The sequence below is a fragment of the Bradyrhizobium sp. USDA 241 genome (assembly GCF_049739505.1).
In the GTDB taxonomy this organism is placed as follows: Bacteria; Pseudomonadota; Alphaproteobacteria; order Rhizobiales; family Xanthobacteraceae; genus Bradyrhizobium; species Bradyrhizobium liaoningense.
This window is the reverse complement of sequence record NZ_JBMGPZ010000005.1, coordinates 2,913,300-2,934,901: the sequence shown is the minus strand read 5'-3', so window position 1 is coordinate 2,934,901 and position 21,602 is coordinate 2,913,300. Positions and strand designations below refer to the sequence as shown.

General features: G+C 63.6%; 21 protein-coding genes and 2 pseudogenes. 10 read left to right on the top strand and 13 right to left on the bottom strand.

Going from position 1 to position 21,602, the window contains the following annotated elements:
* Positions 1 to 265 precede the first annotated feature (265 nt).
* Positions 266 to 760, bottom strand: a complete 495-nt coding sequence (locus ABIF91_RS36090) for a single-stranded DNA-binding protein (RefSeq protein WP_028180867.1) — start codon at positions 758 to 760, stop codon at positions 266 to 268.
* 439 nt (positions 761 to 1,199) lie between these two features.
* Between ABIF91_RS36090 and ABIF91_RS36085 the strand changes: the two are divergent.
* From ABIF91_RS36085 to ABIF91_RS36065, 5 genes and pseudogenes are all read left to right on the top strand, one after another.
* Positions 1,200 to 1,966: pseudogene (locus tag ABIF91_RS36085) on the top strand (outer membrane protein).
* 239 nt (positions 1,967 to 2,205) lie between these two features.
* A complete protein-coding gene (locus tag ABIF91_RS36080) occupies positions 2,206 to 2,904 on the top strand; it encodes an outer membrane protein (RefSeq protein WP_028180865.1) in 699 nt (232 codons plus the stop codon).
* Positions 2,905 to 3,180: 276 nt separating this feature from the next.
* A complete protein-coding gene (gene uvrA, locus ABIF91_RS36075; RefSeq protein ID WP_035677482.1) occupies positions 3,181 to 6,165 on the top strand; it encodes an excinuclease ABC subunit UvrA in 2,985 nt (994 codons plus the stop codon).
* A gap of 38 nt (positions 6,166 to 6,203) precedes the next feature.
* Positions 6,204 to 6,536 carry a hypothetical protein gene (locus ABIF91_RS36070; RefSeq protein ID WP_155252005.1) on the top strand — a complete coding sequence of 111 codons (333 nt, stop codon included), beginning with the start codon at positions 6,204 to 6,206 and terminating at the stop codon, positions 6,534 to 6,536.
* 82 nt (positions 6,537 to 6,618) lie between these two features.
* Positions 6,619 to 7,260 carry an HAD family hydrolase gene (locus ABIF91_RS36065; protein WP_028180862.1) on the top strand — a complete coding sequence of 214 codons (642 nt, stop codon included), beginning with the start codon at positions 6,619 to 6,621 and terminating at the stop codon, positions 7,258 to 7,260.
* Positions 7,261 to 7,389: 129 nt separating this feature from the next.
* On the opposite strand, the gene ABIF91_RS36060 is transcribed toward ABIF91_RS36065, so the two are convergent.
* The 3 genes from ABIF91_RS36060 to ABIF91_RS36050 form a co-directional block, all read right to left on the bottom strand.
* Positions 7,390 to 8,343 carry a cytochrome D1 domain-containing protein gene (locus tag ABIF91_RS36060; protein ID WP_028180861.1) on the bottom strand — a complete coding sequence of 318 codons (954 nt, stop codon included), beginning with the start codon at positions 8,341 to 8,343 and terminating at the stop codon, positions 7,390 to 7,392.
* A gap of 2 nt (positions 8,344 to 8,345) precedes the next feature.
* The gene (locus tag ABIF91_RS36055; RefSeq protein WP_028180860.1) at positions 8,346 to 8,909 is read right to left on the bottom strand and encodes an SRPBCC family protein; all 564 of its coding nucleotides are present in this window, start codon (positions 8,907 to 8,909) and stop codon (positions 8,346 to 8,348) included.
* A 916-nt stretch (positions 8,910 to 9,825) separates the two neighbouring features.
* Positions 9,826 to 10,584: an AAA family ATPase gene (locus ABIF91_RS36050; protein WP_028180859.1), complete on the bottom strand. Its 759-nt coding sequence runs from the start codon at positions 10,582 to 10,584 to the stop codon at positions 9,826 to 9,828.
* A gap of 243 nt (positions 10,585 to 10,827) precedes the next feature.
* On the opposite strand from ABIF91_RS36050, the pseudogene ABIF91_RS36045 reads away from it, so the two are divergent.
* Positions 10,828 to 11,121: pseudogene (locus tag ABIF91_RS36045) on the top strand (DUF1217 domain-containing protein); the annotation flags it as partial.
* A 37-nt stretch (positions 11,122 to 11,158) separates the two neighbouring features.
* Here ABIF91_RS36045 and ABIF91_RS36040 read toward each other — a convergent pair.
* Genes ABIF91_RS36040 through tnpA form a run of 4 tightly spaced genes read right to left on the bottom strand, consistent with a single transcriptional unit; the run spans position 11,159 to position 14,182 of the window.
* Positions 11,159 to 11,809 carry a UPF0149 family protein gene (locus ABIF91_RS36040; protein WP_063712394.1) on the bottom strand — a complete coding sequence of 217 codons (651 nt, stop codon included), beginning with the start codon at positions 11,807 to 11,809 and terminating at the stop codon, positions 11,159 to 11,161.
* Positions 11,806 to 13,356, bottom strand: coding sequence for an IS66 family transposase (gene tnpC / locus ABIF91_RS36035; protein ID WP_035681142.1), 1,551 nt, complete (start codon positions 13,354 to 13,356; stop codon positions 11,806 to 11,808). The genes ABIF91_RS36040 and tnpC overlap by 4 nt, the downstream gene beginning before the upstream one ends.
* A gap of 50 nt (positions 13,357 to 13,406) precedes the next feature.
* Positions 13,407 to 13,763: an IS66 family insertion sequence element accessory protein TnpB gene (gene tnpB, locus ABIF91_RS36030; protein WP_018273742.1), complete on the bottom strand. Its 357-nt coding sequence runs from the start codon at positions 13,761 to 13,763 to the stop codon at positions 13,407 to 13,409.
* Entirely contained in the window at positions 13,760 to 14,182 is a 423-nt protein-coding gene (gene tnpA / locus ABIF91_RS36025) for an IS66-like element accessory protein TnpA (protein ID WP_424578819.1), read from the bottom strand. The genes tnpB and tnpA overlap by 4 nt, the downstream gene beginning before the upstream one ends.
* Between tnpA and ABIF91_RS36020 the strand changes: the two genes are divergently transcribed.
* Positions 14,153 to 16,072, top strand: coding sequence for a DUF1217 domain-containing protein (locus tag ABIF91_RS36020; protein ID WP_424579677.1), 1,920 nt, complete (start codon positions 14,153 to 14,155; stop codon positions 16,070 to 16,072). The two genes, tnpA and ABIF91_RS36020, sit on opposite strands and share 30 nt — an antisense overlap.
* Positions 16,073 to 16,088: 16 nt before the next feature.
* Here ABIF91_RS36020 and ABIF91_RS36015 read toward each other — a convergent pair whose 3' ends face one another.
* The 3 genes from ABIF91_RS36015 to ABIF91_RS36005 all read right to left on the bottom strand — a co-directional run bounded on the left by ABIF91_RS36015 (position 16,089) and on the right by ABIF91_RS36005 (position 19,169).
* On the bottom strand, positions 16,089 to 16,949 hold the full coding sequence (locus ABIF91_RS36015) for a PCC domain-containing protein (RefSeq protein ID WP_028180820.1): 861 nt from the start codon (positions 16,947 to 16,949) through the stop codon (positions 16,089 to 16,091).
* 9 nt (positions 16,950 to 16,958) lie between these two features.
* Positions 16,959 to 18,566, bottom strand: a complete 1,608-nt coding sequence (locus ABIF91_RS36010; protein ID WP_035677960.1) for an acyl-CoA synthetase — start codon at positions 18,564 to 18,566, stop codon at positions 16,959 to 16,961.
* A gap of 105 nt (positions 18,567 to 18,671) precedes the next feature.
* Entirely contained in the window at positions 18,672 to 19,169 is a 498-nt protein-coding gene (locus tag ABIF91_RS36005; RefSeq protein ID WP_028180822.1) for a hypothetical protein, read from the bottom strand.
* A 93-nt stretch (positions 19,170 to 19,262) separates the two neighbouring features.
* Between ABIF91_RS36005 and ABIF91_RS36000 the strand changes: the two genes are divergently transcribed.
* Positions 19,263 to 19,622 carry a hypothetical protein gene (locus ABIF91_RS36000; protein ID WP_028180823.1) on the top strand — a complete coding sequence of 120 codons (360 nt, stop codon included), beginning with the start codon at positions 19,263 to 19,265 and terminating at the stop codon, positions 19,620 to 19,622.
* A gap of 87 nt (positions 19,623 to 19,709) precedes the next feature.
* The gene (locus ABIF91_RS35995; protein ID WP_028180824.1) at positions 19,710 to 19,985 is read left to right on the top strand and encodes a GNAT family N-acetyltransferase; all 276 of its coding nucleotides are present in this window, start codon (positions 19,710 to 19,712) and stop codon (positions 19,983 to 19,985) included.
* Between the two features lie 49 nt (positions 19,986 to 20,034).
* Here the strand turns inward: ABIF91_RS35995 and ABIF91_RS35990 are convergent, their stop codons facing one another.
* A complete protein-coding gene (locus ABIF91_RS35990) occupies positions 20,035 to 20,430 on the bottom strand; it encodes an SPW repeat protein (RefSeq protein WP_028180825.1) in 396 nt (131 codons plus the stop codon).
* Positions 20,431 to 20,748: 318 nt separating this feature from the next.
* Between ABIF91_RS35990 and ABIF91_RS35985 the strand changes: the two genes are divergently transcribed.
* Positions 20,749 to 21,024 carry a GNAT family N-acetyltransferase gene (locus ABIF91_RS35985; protein WP_028180826.1) on the top strand — a complete coding sequence of 92 codons (276 nt, stop codon included), beginning with the start codon at positions 20,749 to 20,751 and terminating at the stop codon, positions 21,022 to 21,024.
* A gap of 52 nt (positions 21,025 to 21,076) precedes the next feature.
* On the opposite strand, the gene ABIF91_RS35980 is transcribed toward ABIF91_RS35985, so the two are convergent.
* Positions 21,077 to 21,475 carry a DUF3597 domain-containing protein gene (locus ABIF91_RS35980; RefSeq protein WP_028180827.1) on the bottom strand — a complete coding sequence of 133 codons (399 nt, stop codon included), beginning with the start codon at positions 21,473 to 21,475 and terminating at the stop codon, positions 21,077 to 21,079.
* Positions 21,476 to 21,602: the final 127 nt, after the last annotated feature.

Sequence of the window (21,602 nt, the reverse complement as noted above, 5' to 3'; positions counted from 1 at the left end):
CTTAGAACAGGATATCTCGGACAACCCCGGAAATGCCTTGCGGAACCTCCTCCATGCCTCGAAATCCGCGCAGCCAGGGAGGCCCCGCGAGCCCGTCCGCAGCAGCCGGGAGCCGCGACGGGCCATCTCCTCGATGTCGGAACGATTTGAGTTCAAGCCGAACATGAAGCGGGCCCGGAAAACCCGAGCCCGCTCCATCGATTAAGCAGAATTGCTGACACGAAACGCCAAGCTCCGTCCGCGCGGCGTTTCTCGATACTCGTCCTCAGAACGGGATATCGTCGTCCATGTCGCTGTTGCGGCCGCCGCTGGCGGCGACGGGACGGCGCGGTGCGCTGCTGACGGGACCGGAGGAGCCGAAATCGCCGCCCGGCTCGTCGCCGAAGCTGCCGCCTCCTCCGCCGCCACCGCGGCCATCGAGCATCGTCAGCGTCGAGTTGAAGCCCTGGAGCACGACCTCGGTCGAGTACTTCTCGACGCCGCTCTGGTCGGTCCATTTGCGGGTCTGCAGCGCGCCCTCGATGTAAACCTTCGCGCCCTTCTTCAGATACTGTTCGGCAACCTTGCAGAGCCCTTCATTGAAGATCACGACGCGGTGCCACTCGGTCTTCTCCTTGCGCTCGCCGGTCGCCTTGTCACGCCATGTCTCGGAGGTGGCGATGCTCAAATTCGCGATCGGCCGCCCGTCCTGGGTGCGGCGGATTTCAGGATCCTTGCCGAGATTTCCAACCAGAATGACCTTGTTGACGCTTCCCGCCATCGCCGCTCTCCACTCCGAATGCCACTGAATTTCAAATGGGCGAATCCCGCTGCCCGCGTTCCTCTGCGCCCCGCTGAGGCGACCCTATACGCTTGCGGGCACCGATCAGCCCGCCACCCCCACGGTTATCCCCACATATAGCATCGCGGCCGGCTTCGTTCCAGATTTGTTCTTTCGTACTAAGAGCCAGAACAGATTCTGGACACAGGTCGACAGTCAAGGGAACCCGATGGAACTTTTCCGGGTTCCCGAGAAGGACGAAAACCCCTTAACTTTCATCAAGTTGCGGACTTCAATCGGTGCGCGACTGTGGCATTTCGGAGACGGATTTTGCCCGTTTCTTGGGCTATGGTTGCCTTGGAATTAGTTCATATGGGCGTCGCGCCTGATCCGCCGCTTTCGGGGACCTCGAGAAGCGGACGAAACTGGGGAGACTGCAATGAATAAGATTCTGTTTAGTGCAATCAGTGCAATGGCGTTGGGGCTAGCGGCCCCCGCAAGCGCGGCCGATCTTGCCGCCCGTCCCTATACCAAGGCGCCAGCGCCGATTGCCGCCATCTACGACTGGAGCGGCTTCTACATCGGCATCAACGGCGGTGGTGGCACAAGCCGCAAGTGCTGGGATTTCGTGACCCCGGCGACCGGCGTTCTGGTCGGCGAGGGTTGCCACAATGCGACCGGCGGCACCGTCGGTGGCCAGGTCGGCTACCGCTGGCAGTCGACGAACTGGGTGTTCGGTTTCGAGGGCCAGGGCAACTGGGCCGACTTTACCGGCGACAACATCAGCGCGGTGTCCGGTCTTCGCAACAGTCCAAGATCGACTCTTTCGGTTTGATCACCGGGCAGATCGGCTACGCCTGGAACAACGTATTGCTCTACGTGAAGGGCGGCGCCGCCGTCGTCGGGGATCGCTATCGGACCTACGATGTGGCGACCGGCCTCGAGTTCGACCGGGCCAACGAGACCCGTTGGGGCGGCACGGTGGGCGTGGGCGTCGAGTTCGGATTCGCGCCGAACTGGTCGGTCGGCTTCGAGTACGATCACATCTTCCTCGGCCACCGCACGATCGACTTCACCGGATCCGGCAATTTCGTCGCTGCTCCGCTCGGTGCTTTCACTGCCTCCAATCGCATCGGCCAGGACGTCGATATCGGTCTCATCCGGTTGAACTATCGCTGGGGCGGCCCGATGATCGCGAGGTACTGATATCTCGCTGATATTGTTGGAGATCAAAGGCCGGCCTTGCGCCGGCCTTTCTGCTTTGGGCGCGTATTGGTTGCCGGGAAAACGAGTCAGTAACCATTACCTTTTGCGTCGTTGTGGCTTTTCGGAGACACAACTTGCGGCTTTGGTGGTGTAAACACAACCTCAGTTGGGCCGTTGAGTCCGCTGCCCTTCCGGTCACGGAAGGCGACAACAGAAACTGGGACTGGGATTTAGTTAAGATGAAGAAGGTTTTGTTGGCTTCGGCCTGTTTGTTCGCTCTTGCCGCTCCGGCCTCGGCCGCCGACCTCGCGGCTCGCCCTTATACCAAGGCTCCGATCGCTCCGGCCGCTGTTTACAACTGGACCGGCTTCTATCTCGGTGTCGTCGGCGGCGGCGCTTGGGAAGAGTCCTCGACCGATCCGAAGATGAACGGCGGCTTCGTCGGCGGTACCGCCGGCTACAACTGGCAGACCGGCAACGTCGTGTTCGGTCTCGAGGCCGACGGCGCCTGGGCTGACGTCAGCGCTTCGGTCACCGGCGCGACCGTTGTCCCCGGCTTCGGCGTTGCCACCGCCACGCTGAGCTCGAAGACCGACGCCATGGGCACCGTGCGCGGCCGCATCGGCTGGGCCGTCAACAACGTCCTGCTGTACGGCACCGGTGGTTACGCCTGGATCGACAACAAGGTCACCCTCAGCGCACTCGGCGTGAGCGTCTCCGACAGCAAGTGGCACTCCGGCTGGACCGTCGGCGCTGGCGTCGAGGCGTTCTTCGCGCCGCAATGGTCGGTCAAGGGCGAGTACCTCTATCGCAGCTTCGGCAGCGAGAACTACTTCTCCAACCTTGGCGTTCCGGTGGCGTCTGGCACGATCAACTTCCACACCGTCCAGGTCGGCGTGAACTATCACTTCGGCGGCCCGATCGTCGCGAAGTACTGAGCTTCGTCTCCGACGCTCTTGCGTTACGAAAGGCCGGCCTCGCGCCGGCCTTTTTGTTTGGCGGCACGCTCCAGCGCAGTTCCGCACGCCCCGCTGCTGCCAGATGCCGCCAGCACGCCAACAATCCGTTGACGATTCGCAAGTCGCACTGGAAATCCGCCGCCGTTCTTCCTACGTTCGCTGCCATACCCATCGGCGCCGTTCCCGGTTCCGGGCGAAGCGCGCCTTCAACATTGGCGCGATCGCGCGTCTTTGGATTCCTTAAGGACCAGCGGGATGGACGAAGTGATCAAGGCGAAGCGCCAACAACAGAACGCGGGCTCGAGCCTGCGCGCAATTACGATCCGTGGCGCGCGCGAGCACAACCTCAAGAATATCGACGTCGAGATTCCCCGCGACAAGCTGGTGGTGTTCACCGGCCTCTCCGGCTCCGGCAAATCCTCGCTCGCCTTCGACACCATCTACGCCGAGGGCCAGCGTCGCTACGTCGAATCGCTGTCGGCCTATGCCCGCCAGTTCCTCGAGATGATGCAGAAGCCCGACGTCGACCAGATCGACGGCCTGTCACCGGCGATCTCGATCGAGCAGAAGACGACGTCGAAGAACCCGCGCTCCACGGTGGGCACGGTGACCGAGATCTACGACTACATGCGCCTGCTCTGGGCCCGCGTCGGCGTACCCTATTCGCCGGCCACGGGCCTGCCGATCGAGAGCCAGACCGTCTCGCAGATGGTCGACCGCGTGCTGGCCCTGCCCGAAGGCACCCGCCTCTATCTGCTCGCGCCGGTCGTGCGCGGCCGCAAGGGCGAGTATCGCAAGGAGCTTGCCGAATGGCTCAAGAAGGGCTTCCAGCGCGTCAAGATCGACGGCACCTTCCATGAGCTCGCGGAAGCGCCGACGCTGGACAAGAAATTCCCGCACGACATCGACGTCGTCGTCGACCGCATCGTGGTGCGCGCCGACATCGGCCAGCGCCTCGCCGAAAGCTTCGAGACCGCGCTGAAGCTCGCCGAGGGCCTTGCCGTCGTCGAGTTCGCCGACGCGCCGGCGGCCGCGCCTGCCGAAGAGAAGGAGAAAAAGAAGACCGCGAAGATCCACGACAAGAGCGGCCCCGAACGCATCCTGTTCTCGGAAAAGTTCGCCTGCCCGGTCTCCGGCTTCACCATCCCCGAGATCGAGCCGCGGCTGTTCTCGTTCAACAATCCCTATGGCGCCTGCCCGGCCTGCGGCGGCCTCGGCGTCGAGCAGCATGTCGACGAGGATCTCGTCGTCCCCGAAAAGGACCTGACGCTGCGCAAGGGCGCGATCGCGCCCTGGGCCAAGTCGTCATCGCCCTATTACGTGCAGACGCTGACCGCGCTCGGCAAGCACTACAAGTTCACGCTCGACACCAAGTGGAAGGATCTGCCGAAGAAGACGCGAGACGCGATCCTCTATGGCTCCGGCGACGATGAGATCAAGTTCTCCTACGAGGACGGGGTGCGCTCCTACGACACCAAGAAGCCGTTCGAGGGCGTCATCACCAACATCAACCGCCGCTATCGCGAGACCGAGAGCGAATGGGCGCGCGAGGAGCTGGCGAAATACTTCCATGATGTCCCCTGCGAGGGCTGCAAGGGTTTTCGGCTCAAGCCCGAGGCGCTCTGCGTCAAGGTCGGCGGCAAGCACATCGGCGAGATCTCGGAGCTGTCGGTCAAGAAGGCCGGCGAATGGTTCGCGGACGTGCCGGAGACGCTGAACAAGCAGCAGAATGAGATCGCCGGCCGCATCCTGAAAGAGATCCGCGAGCGTCTGACCTTCCTGCTCGACGTCGGCCTCAACTATCTCACGCTGTCCCGTTCCTCCGGCACGCTGTCCGGCGGCGAGAGCCAGCGCATCCGCCTCGCCTCGCAGATCGGCTCGGGCCTGACGGGCGTGCTCTACGTGCTGGACGAGCCTTCGATCGGCCTGCACCAGCGCGACAACGCCCGCCTGCTCGACACGCTGAAGCGGCTGCGCGACCTCGGCAACACCGTGGTCGTGGTCGAGCATGACGAGGATGCCATCCGCCTTGCCGACTACGTCCTCGACATCGGCCCTGGCGCCGGCATGCATGGCGGCCACATCGTCGCCGAAGGCACGCCCGCCGAGATCATGCGCAACCCGAAATCGCTGACCGGCAAGTACCTGACCGGCGAACTCGAGGTCGAGGTGCCGGAGCGGCGTCCGCCGAACCATCGCCGCACCATCAAGGTGGTCAACGCGCGCGGCAACAACCTCAAGAACGTCACGGCGGAGATTCCGCTCGGCCTGTTCACCTGCGTCACCGGCGTCTCCGGCGGCGGCAAGTCGACGCTGCTGATCGACACGCTCTACCGCGCCATCGCCCGCAAGCTGAACAACGCCAGCGAAGGCGCCGCCCCTCACGACCGCATCGAGGGCCTCGAGCACATCGACAAGATCATCGACATCGACCAGTCGCCGATCGGCCGTACCCCGCGTTCGAATCCGGCGACCTATACCGGCGCCTTCACGCCGATCCGCGAATGGTTTGCGGGCCTGCCCGAAGCGAAGGCGCGCGGCTACGAGCCGGGCCGCTTTTCCTTCAACGTCAAGGGCGGCCGCTGCGAGGCGTGCCAGGGCGACGGCGTCATCAAGATCGAGATGCACTTCCTGCCCGACGTCTACGTCACCTGCGACGTCTGCAAGGGCAAGCGCTACAATCGCGAGACGCTCGAAGTCCTGTTCAAGGGCAAGAGCATCGCCGACGTGCTCGACATGACCGTCGAAGAGGCCGCCGAGTTCTTCAAGGCGGTGCCGCGCGTCCGCGAGACCTTCCAGACCCTGCACCGCGTCGGCCTCGACTACATCCATGTCGGCCAGCAGGCCACCACGCTCTCGGGCGGCGAAGCCCAGCGCGTCAAGCTGGCGAAGGAGCTGTCCAAGCGCGCCACCGGCCGCACGCTCTACATCCTGGACGAGCCCACCACCGGTCTTCATTTCCACGACGTCAAGAAGCTGCTTGAGGTGCTCCACGAGCTGGTCGCCCAAGGCAACACGGTCGTCGTCATCGAGCACAATCTCGAAGTCATCAAGACCGCCGACTGGGTCATCGACCTCGGTCCCGAAGGCGGCGACGGCGGCGGCGAGATCGTCGCCTGGGGCCCACCGGAAGACATCGCGAAAGCGCCGCGGAGCTATACGGGCAAGTTCCTGGCGCCGGTGCTGGAGAAGGCGCGAAAGCCGAGGCGGAGACGGACGGCGAGCGAGGCGGCGGAATAGCGCCGCCCGCTGGGCCGACCGGCTGAAGCTGCCGTGGAGTGGTCTCCATGCTGAGCCGAACTTATACACTCTTTCGCGACGCAATCCTCGCAGAGCAGCAGGTGACCTGCGTCTACGAGGGTCGTCCTCGCGAGCTCTGCCCGCACATCATCGGCACCAACAAGGCTGGCGAGGAGGCTGTGCTGGCGTGGCAGTTTGCCGGCGAGAGCACCGGATCGTTGCCGCAATGGCGGTGTCTCAAGCTGGCAAATGTTAGCGGCGCCCGGGCGCGCGACGGGTGCTGGCACGAAGGCGGCTCGCATCGGACAACGCAGACTTGCGTGAACAACATCGATATCGACATCAATGTTCATGTTCGCAAATTGCGTTGATTCATTTCCCAGTGCAGCACGCGTGGCTATCCTAACATTCTGCCCCATCGCGTTTTGTCAGCGAATTCCAGAACCCGCCTCCATGCCCTACTCCCTCGCCATCTTCGATCTCGACGGCACCCTCGCCGACAGCTTCCCGTGGTTCCTGCGCACCATCAACGATGTCGCCGATCGCTTCAATTTTCGCCGCGTGAAGGATGAGGACATCGAAGAGCTGCGGCATGCGTCGAGCCGCGAAATCCTCGCACGACTCGAAGTGCCGCTATGGAAGCTGCCGGCGATCGCGCGGCATGCGCGGCGGTTGAAGGCGGAGGCGGCCGCAGAGATTGCGCTGTTCGCGGGCGTCGAGGCGATGCTGCGGACGCTGGCCGAGAACGGCGTGCAGCTGGCGCTGGTGACCTCGGACAGCGAGGCCAATGCGCGCGAGAAGCTTGGCGAGGCTGCCGCCCTGTTCGCGCATTTCGACTGCGCGGCATCGCTGTTCGGCAAGCCCGCGAAATTCCGCCGGGTTGTCAGGCGCGCAGGCGTCCAGCCCGAAAGTGTCATCGCGATCGGCGACGAGGTCCGCGACATCGAGGCGGCGCGGGCCGCGGGAATTGCCTGCGGGGCCGTATGCTGGGGCTATGCGGCGCCGGCGGCGCTGCGGGCGCTGGGGCCGGATCATGTGTTCGAGCGGATGGATGAGATTGCGCCGACGCTAGCGCGGACTGGTAGGGTGGGTTAGCCCTGCAGATGCGCAAAGCGCATCTGCAGGGCTAACCCACCACTTCTGTCTCCGCGGAATCCAAAGAGGTGGGTTACGCCTTCCGACTGCGCTTCGCGCAGCCGCAAGGCTAACCCACCCTACACACCCCTACTCCGTCCTGCGCAAGAACGCCCCGAATGCGCGCGGGCCATCGCCGACTTTGATCTCGCCGATCACCTTCAGCTCGCTGGCATCGATGATATTAAGCACGTTGCTCTCCCAGCACGCGACGATGATGCGCCTGCCGTCGGCGGTCGTCGCAATGCCTTCGGGATAGTCGCCGACAGTGATGCGCCTGATCGGCTTCAGGCTCGCGAGGTCGAACACGCTGACGGTGCCGCCATATTGGTCGGTGACGAAACCGCGCCCCTGCGTCAGCGCCACCGCATAGGGCCGCATGCCGACCGGCACACGGCCGATCTCGCTGGCCTCCGCGATATCGATCACCGAGACATCATCGGAGCCGACATTGGCGGTATAGGCGCGCTTGCCCTCGCCATCGATCGTGACGCCGAACGGTCGGGTGCCGACCTTGATGGTCGCCTTGCGCTGGCCCGTCGCGGTGTCCACCACCGAAACGCTGTCGTCGTCACGATCCGCCGAGAGCAGCAGCCTTCCGTCCGGCGTCACCGCGAGGCCCGACGGCGAAGCACCGACCGCGATGCTGGCCGTGACGCTGCGGCTCGCCGTATCGATCACCCGCACCGCAGCGGCATACCAGTCGGCGACATAGACGGTGCGGCCATCGGGCGCGACGGCAATGCCGAGCGGCCCGCCGCCGACCTCGATCCGCCCCGCGACTTGCCGCGCGGCCGCGTCCACCACCGTCACCGCCCTGGCGTCGGGACTCGTCACATAGGCAAAACGTCCGTCCGCGCTGACGGCGACGCCCGCCGGCTTGCCGCCGATCGGGATCGTCGCAACGCTGCGCGACGTCGCGAGATCCACGACCATCAGATCATCGCTGAGCTGGTTGGTGACGAACGCCTCTTCAGCGGACGCGCCGCCGACACCGGCAAGGCAAAGGCTGGCAGCGAGCGCCGCCAGGACCAGCGCCCGCACTGTCAGCTTCCGCTCTCGATCTTCTTCTTGAGCGCTTCGAGCCCGGTCTTGTACAGACCGCTCACCGCGGTCCTGGCGGCCTCGTCGCTCAGCTCCGGCGGCGGATCGTTGTTGGGATAGCCGCGATAGAACGCGCCGGCCCATTCCAGCTTCGCCTTGCCATCAGGCGCGGGCGACACCGTCAGTGTCGAGGAATAATTGGTCACCGGCAGCACCTTCACGTCGACCTTGGTGATCCGATACGAATAGCTCAGCATGTCGGGCTCGTATTTGTAGAGCTCCTCCTCGACCGTTGCGCCGCCCGTGAGCGTCAGCGTCCGCGTCGCGCCGATCTCGTTGCCCTTCTCGCCCGTGGTCTTGGTGACCGGCTGGAGCCAGCTCATGTCCTGAAAATTGCCGATCACCGCCCATACCTTGGCCGGGGCCGCGTTGATCTCGATGGATTCCCTCACCTTCTGCCGGGTCGGCCCGTGGGCCCAGACTGGCTCGAACGCCGTCGTCAGTGCCATCCCCGCCACCGCCAGCGCCGCCACCCCGGCGATCGCCGGTCCCATCGTCATCCTCATGTCGTTTCCTCACTTGATCCTGCGCGACTTGAAGCGCGCTGGAAGCATCGTAGCGCATTTTTGGACGGTGGGGAGACCGGTTCGTGGCGCGGCTGTGGCGGCGCGCTCCCCACTATCACACCATCCGTTGCGTTGCCTGACGGGCAAAACACGCCAGACCACGGTCAACTCCTGCGAGCGGAAATAATTCGCTTTACTCGAATTCGGAATTGTCGCATGTTTTGGCCATCCCAGCCCGGGCCGAGGGGCGGATCGCGATCGTCACGAACGCGGGATGGGAATGTGGTGGACGCAGGCAGCGTCGCGCGCAGGCGGTTTGCAGGGCGGGTCACTCCGTGAGCAGACGAGGCGCGCACACGACGGGCGCAGCCAGCGTACGGCAAAATCGTGTGGTCCTGGCGCCCGGGGTCTGTGCGCCAAGGCTTGTGGTGACGTTGCGGCCCGACCGGGTTCGCATCGTCAGTCATCCGCAAGGCGACGGGGGCAATAGTGCATCGCTCCCCGAGGAGAGCACGACATAAGCCGTAAAACCACTGCGCAGGGAAGGCCGGATGTTTGGCTTCACCTGTATGCCGCTGTGCATCACCTCCAGCGCAATTCGCGCACAGCGGACCGCGGGTGCCAGCCGGCACCCGGCCTTCCCTGCGCCCTCGGCACTCTTGAGGGCGGCAATCGACGCAAAGCTCGGGCGCGAAGCGCCGCGAGAATGCGAAGCCGCGCGTATGATGCGGGTAGCAATGCTAGAGAAATTCAGGCTCTCGTGCCCCGGACGCAGCGCAGCGCCCCTTCGGCGGTGCGCTGCTGAGCCGGGGCCCATGCAGCAGCCGACGCGCGGGCTCCTGGGTTCCGGCTCTGCGCCGCAACGCTCACGCGTTGCAGCTTTGTCCGGGACACGCGTGTGGGCGTCGGTGCGCCCCTACTCCGCCAGCGTCGCCTCCACGAACCCGCGTGGATCGGCACAAAACTCCCGCATCACCCGGTAATGATCGGTCTGCTCCACCGTCGTGGGCTGCAGGCCGTATTTCCCGAGCCGCAGCAGCCGCGCGTTGGGATAGGCCATCAGCACCGGCGAATGCGTTGCCATGATCACCTGGCAAATGCGAGACTCTTCCATGCGGCGCAGCAGCTTCAGGAATTCGATCTGGCGCGCCGGCGACAGCGCCGATTCCGGCTCGTCGAAGATGAAGATGCCCTGGCGTTGGCAGCGTTCTTCGAAGAAGCGCAGGAAGCCTTCACCGTGGGAGTGCGAGAGGAAATCGGGACCGGCCTGGCCGGCGTCCCGTGCGGCCTTGTCCAGATATCGCGCAACCGAGAAAAAACTCTCCGCACGGAAGAACCAGCCATTGGTGATCTTCGGCAGCCAGCTTGCGCGCAGCGCCTTCGAGAGTTGGCCGCCCATCTTCTCGCGTGCTTCGGAATGATCGACCGGCATGTAGCCCTTGCCGCCACCGGCATCGTCATAGCCGGCGAGCGCTGCGATGCCCTCGAGGATCGTCGACTTCCCGGTCCCGTTCTCTCCCACGATGATGGTGATGGCCGCGTCGAAGTTGAGCTCGAAGTCATCGGGGAAGATGGGCAGGCAAAACGGATAGGCCTCGCGATCGTGAACTTGCGACGGATCGAGCCAGACCCGCTTCAGATACGGCGCAGGCAGGTTGATCGTTCTTCGGCTCATGCCAGCTCCTAATTCGGACCTATCCCTGAACTGGAACATATCAGGAACACAACCCTCGCGAAAGCTGCATTTGGGAAACATCCAGAAACATCAGGAGATAAAGTCGATCTGCGTTACTTGATCTGCGCTATTTGGGCGCGAGCTGACCACGAGACAGTCTTGCTGGCATGATGCCAGCTTCCACCTCGCGACCCCGCAATGATTGACGGACGTCCGGGACTGCAAAGCCGCGAGGGATGCGAGATGGTGACAACGTATTTCAGCTACAGCTACATCACGCACAATCTCAAGCAGTCCCTCACCCGGGTCGAACAGCAATCGGACGTCGCGCGGAAGGCCGCCTATTACAAAGCCAACATCGGCAAGGTGAAAACCATTGACGATTTCATGAAGGACTATCGCCTGTATCATTATGCGGTGAAGGCATATGGCCTGGAGGACATGGCGTATGCCAAGGCTTTCATGAAGCAGGTGCTCGAGAGCGACCTCAACGACTCAAAAAGCTTCGTCAACAAGCTGGTCGACAGTAAACGGTACGAGAGGCCCACGGAGCCACGGACTTGGTGCGGACGGCCTACGCACCGCGCTTGAAGCGTATAGGCATCCAGAACTGCCGGAGGGCCTCGACGGTTGCTGGAATGTTGCGCCAGGCGTTTTGGATGATGGGCTGCGTTCCCAGCGTGCGCCGGGCCGGGGGTAGCAAGGGTCGACCGGCGTCGTCGATGCAATGGACCAAGATCGGCCGCAGCATAAGGTGTTCGGTTCCATTCGGGGGGAGAAGCCGCGACCAGACGAGAAGCCGAAGCTTCATGACGGCGTAGAAGCCCATGCACCAGGGCTGCGGGTCGACTTCGCCGTCCGGTGATCGCACGAACAGCGGCTCGAAGCTCTCCGGTCTCGTCGACAGCGTCTCGCTGATAGCGTTGTGGCGCATCAGCGTGGCGGCGATTGCCGAGAACTCCTCGGTGTCGTGATTGAAGGCGTCGGGATCTACGCCGAGGAGCGGGCACACCCATTCCTCGGACGCCATCGAGACCGGCCCGGCGACGACCGCGGCCACCGCGCCATCGAGCATGGAGAGCGACGTCGCCCGCGGATGCCGAAGCGTCGGCGACCTGGCGCGCTTGCTGATCCATTGCCCGAGCCGTTCGAACGACATGGCATAGTCCGCCATCGTCGTCTTGCGTGCTTTTCGCGTTCCCCGCCCTTGCTTCGGCTTCGTCATGCCACGGCCCGCTTTTCGGCTTCGCGTGCGGCCTTCCAGTTCCAGGCCAGAAGTTCGTGAAGCTGGTTGGTCTTCGTGGCGCCGCTCACCATGCGATCGAGAACGTCGACGAGATACGCCTCGGGGTCGAGGCCATTCAATTTCGCTGTGTTAAGAAGCGAAGCGAGTATCGCCCAGGTCTCGCCCCCGCCTTCGTCACCACTGAACAACGAGTTCTTTTTTCCGATCGCAATTGGCCTGATCGATCGTTCGACCGTGTTGGTGTCCGGCTCGAGCCGCCCGTCATCCAGGAACGTCGTCAGGCCCTGCCAGCGTTCGAGCATGTAGTCGATCGCCTTGATGAGCGTCGAGCGGCGGGAGATCCCGTCCTTCACCGCGATCAGACGGGCCCTCAACGCCTCCATCAGCGGCTTCGTCTCGGCCTGTCGCGTCGCGCGGCGTTCCCCAGCATCGAGACCGCGGATCCTCTCCTCGATCGCGTAGACGGCCGCAATGCGCTCGATGACCTCCGCGGCGAAGGGTGAGTTCGTCGTCTTGTGCACCCTCACGAAGTTGCGGCGCGCGTGAACGAGACAATACGCCAGCTGGATCTGGCCCGACATCATCGCATCGCCCGCCAGCGAGGCGTAGGCGGCATAGCCGTCGACTTGCAGCACGCCTTCGAAGCCGGCTAACTGCGCCACGATCTCCTTTTTGCCGCGACCACCTGCGAACACGTAGGCGACCGCCGGCGGCGCCGGCCCCTTCCACGCCCGATCGTCCGTCGCGTGCGCCCAGAACTGGCAGATCCTCGTGCGGCCGCGTCCCGGATCGAGCACTGGCATCGGCGTCTCGTCGCAGAACAGCCGCTCGAAGCCGTGCATAGTCTTCAGTTGCAGATCGTAGAGGCCCCTGACCAGCCACGCCGCGCTCCCCATCCAGCGCGCCAGCGTCTGACGGTCGACGACGACACCCTGACCCGCCAGGATCTGCGTCTGGCGATAGAGCGTCGATTGCCAGGCATATTTGGCCGCGGCGATATGCGCGATCAGCGCCGTCGTTGCCATGCCGCCCTCGACGAGCCGCGCCGGTGCCGGGGCCTGGACAATCGGGCCCTCACAGGAGCGGCAGGCGTATTTTGGACGGATCGTGCGGAGCACGCGCAGCCACGCGGGAACCCGATCGAGCGCTTCGCTGCTCTCCTCGCCGATCCGATGCATCTGACCCGTGCAGCACGGGCACAGCGTGGACGCCGGCTCGATCACCCGCTCGACCCGAGGCAGATGCGCCGGCAGCGCGCCGATGTTGCGCTTCGCTTTGCGCCGCTCCGGCCGCGGCGCGTCCGGTTTGTCGTCATTGGCCGGGAGCTGTGAGCCGGCGGTCCGTTCCAGATCAAACGCGATCTGTTCGGCGCAGACGATCGCCGCGCGCTCCGATCGTGCGCCGAAGATCAGGCTCTTCAACGTGGCGATCTCTGCGCGCAGATCATCGTTCTCGCCTTCGAAAGCCAGCACCATCTCGGCAAGAGCCGCAGGGTCAGAGGGGAGATCTTCGGGGCGAAGCGCCATATCGCAGAGCTACACGAACGCACTCGCAATCGCCAGCAAAACAAGACGCTTCAGGCAACCTTCGTCGGCCGCTTCGTCACCTTCGGGACCACACGCGACCACTCCGCAAGACCTTCAATCAGCATCGCCAGTTGCGCCCCCGTCACCGGCATCGTACCCTCGCGAACAGGTGGCCAGGCAAAGCCCCCATTCTCCAGCCACTTCGTCGCTAGAACCATTCCCGAGCCGTCAAAAACCAGTAGCTTCAAACGATCCGATCGCTTCGATCGGAAGACATAAACGTCACCGCTGTAGGGCTTGCCGCCTAATCCCTCCGCTACCAGCGCGACAAGGCCATGAACGCCTTTACGAAAGTCAATCGGCTGCGTCGCGACGAACACACGGACCATTGGACCGAAAGAGATCATCGCGTCGATCTCACCGCCGCCAGCACGCGCTCCAGCGTCGCGGCGTCGACGCCGACGGGCACGCGCACCGTCGCGCCCGCGATCATCACCTCGATCCGCTCGGCCGGATCCGTCAGAACATGCGCCTTATCGATCGCGTTCGGCTGCGCCTCGACGGCGGCCTGGAGCCTGACTTGCACGAACTGCGGCGCTTCGCTCGACGCGAGCCGCGCCTGGCGCCGCCACACACTGAGCAGTCCCCGGTTCACCCCGTTGCGTCGAGCCACCTCGGAAATGCTCGTCTCCGGATCGGCACTCTCGGCCACGATCCGCGCCTTCTCCGCATCGCTCCAACTGCGCCGTCGCCTCTCCCCTGTGATCACCTCGATCCGCTGATAGGAGGCGGCATCATGCCCGTCTTGATGTCTGTCTTGATGCATGGAACGAGCGTCCCTCGCGTTGTCAAATCCACGCGCGAGTCTCGCTCATCCCGTCCACCTAAACGAGGTGGGGTCGTCGTACCGCTATCGGTCGACAAGCGGTACCGGGAGTTTGCCGCGGCATTCTCCTTCGCCGGCGGCACGACGCCGGTCGCGCAATCGGAGCACCAGACCGATGAGATGATCGGCCTGTATACGGCGACCAAGAAGAGCCAGGTGGATGCACTTGCGGACGACTCGAAATACTACAGCGCCCATATCGGCAGTATCACAAGCGCAGACCAACTCCTGAACGACGACCGTCTGCGTAACTATGTCTATTCGGCATACGGGATCGATCAAAGCAAGTGGCCTCGTGACACGATCAGTCAGGTCCTGCGCAGCGACCCATCCGATCCAAACAGCTACGTCAACACCACCTTTGCTTCCCAGTTGAATGGCCTCAAGGCCCAGCTTGCTCAAGCCCAATCCGATGTCAGCGCCGCAAATTCAAAAATAGCCGACTACACGGCCCAACTATCGCAACCGGGCGCTAATGTGACCCAGCTGAAGGTCCAGATCCTGGTCGAGAAACATCATCTGGAGTCTTACGCAACCAACATTTCCAGCCTCAGCGACCAGATCGCGACCATTAACGGGTTCGTGGACCTGGCCGGCGCCTTCGAGTTTTCGCCCGACGGATCGCTTCCGTCAGGCGTGTCCGCACAGACTGCTGCAAATGTCACGATCACGAAACAGCGGTTCGACGACAGCAAGGCGGCCGTCTATTCGGCGGCAAGCCCGCTGAACGAAGCTTTCGCAATCAGGCAATTCAGAACGGCTCTCCTCACCGTCAATTCGGTCGACGCGTTCATATCGACGCCGGATGTGTATGTCTTTGCGCTGGGCGCCGTCGGCCTCGATCCCAAGGAGGTCTCCCAGGCCACGATCAAGGCCGTTCTCGAAAGCGACCTGAGCGATCCCAAGAGCTACGTCCATACCCTCAAGGACGATCGCTATGTCCAGCTCGCGCGCGCCTTCAATTTCGATGCAAAGGGCAATCTGACGACCCCCCTGGTGGCCCAGGACGCTGCTGAAGTGCTCGAGATCACAAGGGACTACGTCATTTCAGCGGTGAAGAGCGCAAGCACGGCGAGCCCCCAGCAGCAGGCGGCAGTTCGGGCCCAGGCAACCAAGGATGCGACGGATTATCAGGAGGCGATTGCAGGCATCGACAGCGTGTCCGATCTTCTTGCAAACAGGCCGATGGTCGATTTCATTCTCTTGGCCAAGGGTTTGGATCCCAGGAAGGTCAGCACCGATTTTCTCAAGAAAATCTTCGCCTCCAACCTGAACGATCCAAAGAGCTTTGCGAACACGCAGAGCGATCTCCGCTTTGCCGACATCGCGGCGTCGTTCAACTTCGACAGCAAGGGCAACGTCGCGCGCCTCCCGATGATGGGTCCCCAGCAGCAAGATCAATTTCGGGAAACCCAGGCGAACTATCTCCAGCAAAGCCTGGAGCAGCAGCAAGGGGACACGAATCCCGGCGTGCGCCTGGCGCTCTACTTCCAGCGAAAGGCGGGCGACATCACGTCGGCATACGACATCCTCGCCGACAAGGCGCTTTCGGAGGTGTTCAGGACCACCTTCAATTTGCCTGATCAGATGGCGGCGATGCCGATCGATCAGCAGGCCAAGTTCGTGGACAAATTCATGAAGATCAAGGATCTGTCCGATCCTGCGAAGGTTGCAAAGCTGTTGAATCGTTTCTCCGCCATGTATGATATCAAAACCAGCCAGAGTATCGGCCAGGGACAATCCCCCTTGCTCAGCCTCTTTCAGGGATCCAGCTCAGGGGTCAGTGAATCCACGTTCTTGGCCATTGCCAAGCTACGTTCTCGCCCCTGATGTTCACTCGCCGCTACTAGCCCAACACCTCGAGCACCAACTCCATCGTCATCAGAACGGGATTGTCGCCACGGACCATTCGCCCCTCCGCGATGCCACCGGTGTAGTCGACCAGCGCAACGTCAAGCGCCGCTTCGAGTGCGCCCGAAGGGCCAGCCGCAATTGTCCCGGCCGTGATCGCCAGCTCCGTCGCAAACGGCTCGGTGATGCCGCCATGGGTGAAACGCGCGCCGATGGTCGAGCCGACGCCGCCGTGAATTTTCGCACGCGCAATACCGTGTGCACGACAGAAGTCCTCGAGGCCGCCGGCAAAATCCTGATTGGGCCGCAGCCGCAATGCGAAGCTTCGGCTCGTCGTGCGAGCGCCGGTGCTCGCGACCGCGACGGGCCCGAACAGCTTGAAATTGGTCTCCGGATCGGGTTCGGCGGCGAACATCGCGCCATCGATGCCGAACGCCTCGACCTCGAAGGGCTCGACCACAACAGTCTCGTCCGGCAGCATGTGGCCGCCGCTGGCCTTGCCATCGGCTTCGGTCCAGAGCCCGTGGCAATGAAAGAACGGCGCGCCATCGCGCATGCCGAGCGTCATGCTGCCAAGCTTCGTGCGCGTCACACCTTCGGGCCGATACGTGTCACTGTAGAACGCCGCGTTCTCGCCGGTCTTCGACAACGCCGGCATGACATAGGCGAACGGCCCGAGCGCACCGCGGCCGAAATTCAGTACGCCGCCGGCAAATCCCTCTGCCGCAAATCCGCGACGTGCAGCTTCCAGCAGCGGCAGACCGGCCTGAAGCGTGAAGGAAAAGGCACGCCCCCTCGCCTCCACCCATTGAATGCGTTCGGCGACGGGCGGGCCCGGCTGCTTGATGCTGCGCATGACGCCTGCTCAGCTGGCCTTGATCTTGTCGAGATCGAGCAGCCCGCGCGCCTCGAGCTCGTCGCGCACCATCCGCTTCGGCACCTTGCCGTAGCCGGATTTGGGCAGCGCCTCCCAGAAGAAAAACCGCTTCGGCATTTTGTAGCGCGGCACTTTTGGCGAGAGGAACGCCGCCATCTCTGCTTCGCTCACTGGCTTCGCGCCTTCGCGCGCAACGCAGACAGCTATTCCGACCTCGCCCCAGGTCGCATCGGGCACGCCGAGCACGGCGACCTCGCCGATTGCAGGATGCGTCAGGATCTTCTCCTCGATCTCGCGCGGATAGATGTTGGAGCCGCCGGAGATGTACATGTCGGAGGCACGTCCCGTGATGTAGACGAAGCCCTCCTCGTCCATGTGGCCGAGATCGCCGGTACGGAACCAGCCGTTACGAAACGCCTTCGCATTGGCTTCGGGATTGTCGTAGTAGCCGGCGAACACCGCAGGCCCGATCACGCAGATCTCGCCGCTCTGGTTGGCGGCAAGCTCCCGTCCCTCGTCGTCCTGGATCGAGACCTGCATGCCCGTGCGCTCGAAGCCGCAGGTGCCGATCTTCGCGTGTGGGCCGTCCTCGGGATCGTGCAGCGCGGCCGGCAGCACGGTAATGTTGCCGGTGACCTCGCCAAGGCCGAAATACTGCACGATGACCTTGCCGAGCTTCTTCAGCGCGGCCTTCTGGTCCTCGCGATACATTGGCGCGCCGGCGTAGATCACATGGCGCAGCGAGGAATGATCGTATTTGTCGGCGGCGGGATGCTCGACCATCATCTTGAGGATCGTCGGCACCGTGAAGAGATTGCTGACGCGATGCGCCTCGATCAGGCGGAACGCCTCGTTGATGTCGAATTTTTCGGTCGGCAGCAGCACCGTGCATGCGCCGCGCGCGGTCTGCATCAGCTGATGCACGCCGGCGCCGTGCGACAGCGGTGCCACCACCAGCGAGGCATCCTGCTCCGTCACACCTGGCGTCAGATCGGCGAGATGATTGGTGACGACGAACCCCATCTGGCCGTGGGTGAGCACGGCCGCCTTGGAACGACCGGTGGTGCCGGAGGTGAAGAAGAACCAGCAGGGATCGTCGTGTTCGACGGCGACGTTCTCGACTGCCGTTCCCGCCCGCGAGGCCATGGCCTCGGCAACCGACATATCCGCGAATGGCGCCTTGCCGTCGATGCTCCAGGTGAATTCGAGTGCGCCGCCCTTCACCGCCGCCGCGTGCTCAGGGAAATCGACATGGCAAAGGAACGCCTTGGCGCCGGAGGCCTGCGCGAGATAAGTGACCTCGTCCGGCATCAGGCGGAAATTGGTGGGCACCCAGACCGCACCGAGCCGGAACGCGGCGAACATCGAGACGAACATCTCCTCGCCGTTCTTGGAATGGACGAGGATGCGGTCGCCCCTGGCAATGCCGCGTGCGGCGAGCGCCGCGGCCAGCGCCGAGACCTGCGCATCGATCTCGCGCCAGGTCCAGGACTTGTCACCCCAGACGAAGCCGGGGCGCGATCCATGCCGCCGCGCATTCTGGGTCAGCATGTAGGCGAGATTCATGACGCGGCGGGACATGCGCAGGGGCTGCATCGGGCTTCCTCTTCGACGACGGACAGCGCACAAGCCGCCCGCTCATTGCCGCCCATTTATCGCCATCGCCAGCGCCCCTGCAAGGCCAGCGGCCGCGGACCAGCTCTACGGCTGCTTGAACGCAAACGGCGTCGCCGTAATGGCCTTCGCCTTCCAGCAGGCCTGCGCACCGAAGCCGCCGCAGAAGCTGCCGTGCAGATCGAAACGGATGGTGCGCGCGGCACCGCGTTTCATCGGCGGCGCCATGATCTTGTAGCTGCGGACATAGCCGCCGAACACCTCGCGCTCGCTGCCGTCCGGCAGCGTCACCAGGATCTTCATGACGCAGCCGCCGGTTCCGCAATACGTCGTCTCGCGATCGCCGCATTTGGTGTCCTGGAAATCGACGATGTAGTCCTCGCGGCCATCGCCCGTGAGATCGATCTTGCGCACGGTGTTTGGCGCGAAGGTCACCTTGCCGCCCTCCTGGGCGTCGCATTCCTCATTGGCGTAGCGCAGCGCCGTCTGCACGCCCGGTGGATGGTCGGCCGGATTGAACGGCTTTGCGTCGTCGGCGCACGCGCTGGTCACGTGCAAGGTGAGCAGAAGGATCAGATATCGCATTGGCGTTGGTCGCAGCCACGATCGCAATTGTTCAGGGAATTTTAAACATGATCGGCGCACCCTCCATCCGTCTTCGCGTACAGAGTGCATTCCATGATCAAAGCGCCGGCCGTCATCCTGCTCACGCTGGCGCTCGCCGGATGTGCCGTTGCGCCACAGGCGCATCTGGCTTCCGATCCCGCCTTCAAGCCTGCGCGTTATGCCTGGGATGGCGCCGGCGAGGATCCCAACCGGCCGCGCGCTGCTTCACAACCAACGCGCACCGCTGCCCACTCCGAGCGCAACAGGTCGCAAGCCGGCGTTCAGCCCTATTCGAAGGAATGGTGGCAGGCGCAAGACGGCATCGAGGCCGAGCAGGACGCCAGGGTCAACCGCTCCCTGGTCATCTGCCAGGGTTGCCTTCGCCCGCCGCCACAGCCCGAAGATGCCAGGCTGGCCAAAGCGACCGATTGAACCGAACGACAGCAACATCGGAAACCTGCCGACCCGACCGCGCGTTACGGTCTCGTGCGCGAGGCTGGCAGCTGGAGGGGCCACGACATGAGCGACGTCATCAACAACAAGGCCCAACACCGCTACGAGCTCGCGGTGGAAGGCCATCTTGCGACCGAGCATTACAAGCTCGATGGCAACGTGATCACGTTCGAGCATACGGACGTGCCGAAGGAACTTGGTGGCAAGGGCATTGGTTCGAAGCTGGTACAAGGCACACTCGACCAGGTCCGCGCCGCCGGATTGAAGCTGATCCCAGAATGCCCGTTCGTGAAGGCGTGGATCGACAAGCACCCGGACTATGCAGATCTCGTAACAAAATAAGTGCACAGGCCCGCCGCCCATGGCCGGCGGGCCTGCCGGCATCTACGGCCTATTGCCCGTGCTTGAGCAAGTCCTGGTCAGTCTGATCCCAGTCCTGCCACAACTGGAGTATGCCGAGCAGCACCACCACCGCACCGAGGGTCGTGTGATAGATGCGGAGGAAGCCGTCAGCGGAGTAACCGATCACGTAAGGCGAAGCGATGAGCCACAGCCCGACCAGAATCGTGGTCACCTCTTGCCACCGCTGCAAGGCCACGTACTCGAGCTGGCTGAGGCCGAACACGATCAGACCGATCGCGACGGTGTTGAGGATGGCCGTCTGGTGTCCGGTGATCGCCTGATCCTGGACGGGAAACCACGGCGAAGCCACGATCGCCGCGCCGAGCAGCATCCCGCACCAGTCTTCCCATGTTCGATGAGTCTTCAAGAAACCAGAGTCCGACATCGTACCCTCCTGCAAAAGAGGCATACGTCTGCGGCTGGCGATCACGACACTCCGAATATCTGGCGACCCTGCCGGCCGCATTCGGGCGTATGTCCTTTCCAGGACGTGGGAACCGAACTTCGGCTTGCAAGAGCCGTATCGAGGAATATTTGCGGTCGCCGCGCCATGCTCGCAGGGCGCGACTTCCATACTGCACTGCGGTCACCGCGGCGCATTTGCGGATATCTCCTCTGCGCCAATCTGCCTTTGCCTCACCTTGGCAAGGGCGAAGTCAGAGTCCTAGATCAGGAGGCAATCTGCATTTCGGAAGGATTCCTCATGGCGGCATCGGTACGCGACAACAAGGACAGGAGCCGCTTCGAGCTCGATGTCGGCAGCGACGTCGCCTTCGCCAATTACCGGCTGACGCCGTCCGCCGTCATCATCACCCATACCGAGACGCCATCCGCGCTGCGCGGCCGCGGCATCGCCTCCGAGCTGGTCAAGGGCGCGCTGGACTTGATCCGGCGCGACGGAAGGAAGGTGATCGCCGGCTGCGGCTTCGTCGTCGACTATCTCGACAGGCATCCGGAGGATGCGGATCTGGTCGCCTGAGTGCAAAAGGGCCCGCGAGATCGCGGGCCCCTCCGGCACGACCCGGCGCGGGTCAGTGCTTAATCTCCGGCGGCAGCTTGCCGCCGTTGGCGGCGAGCTTGGACATCACCTGCTTGTGCAGCCAGACGTTCATGCTGGCCGAGTCGTTCATGTCTCCGCCGTAGCCGAGCTCCTTGGCGAGATCCTTGCGCGCAGCGAGGCTGGAATCGATGTCGAGCGCCTTCATGAGGTCGACGATCGAGGTGCGCCATTCCAGCTTCTCGCCCTTGTGCGCGGCCGCCGCCTTGTCGACGATCGCCGCCACGTCGACGGCAGCCATGGGCGCGGCGGCCGGCGACGAAGCGCCTGGCGCGCTTGCGGGCGCGCCGGGCGAAGCTGTGCCACCGGCGGGCGCGGCGGAGGCCGGCTCGCTGCCGAAGATCGCGCTCATGATTTTCCCGAAAATGCTCATGTCTGCTCCCCGAAAAGGAATCCGTTGGAAGGGCCTTGAGTGGCACTTATAGACGAAGTTGCCGCGCTGCGCCCGCGAAGTTCCGTGGGCTAACAGCAGCATCAGCTTATCTGCGGCGAAATGACGA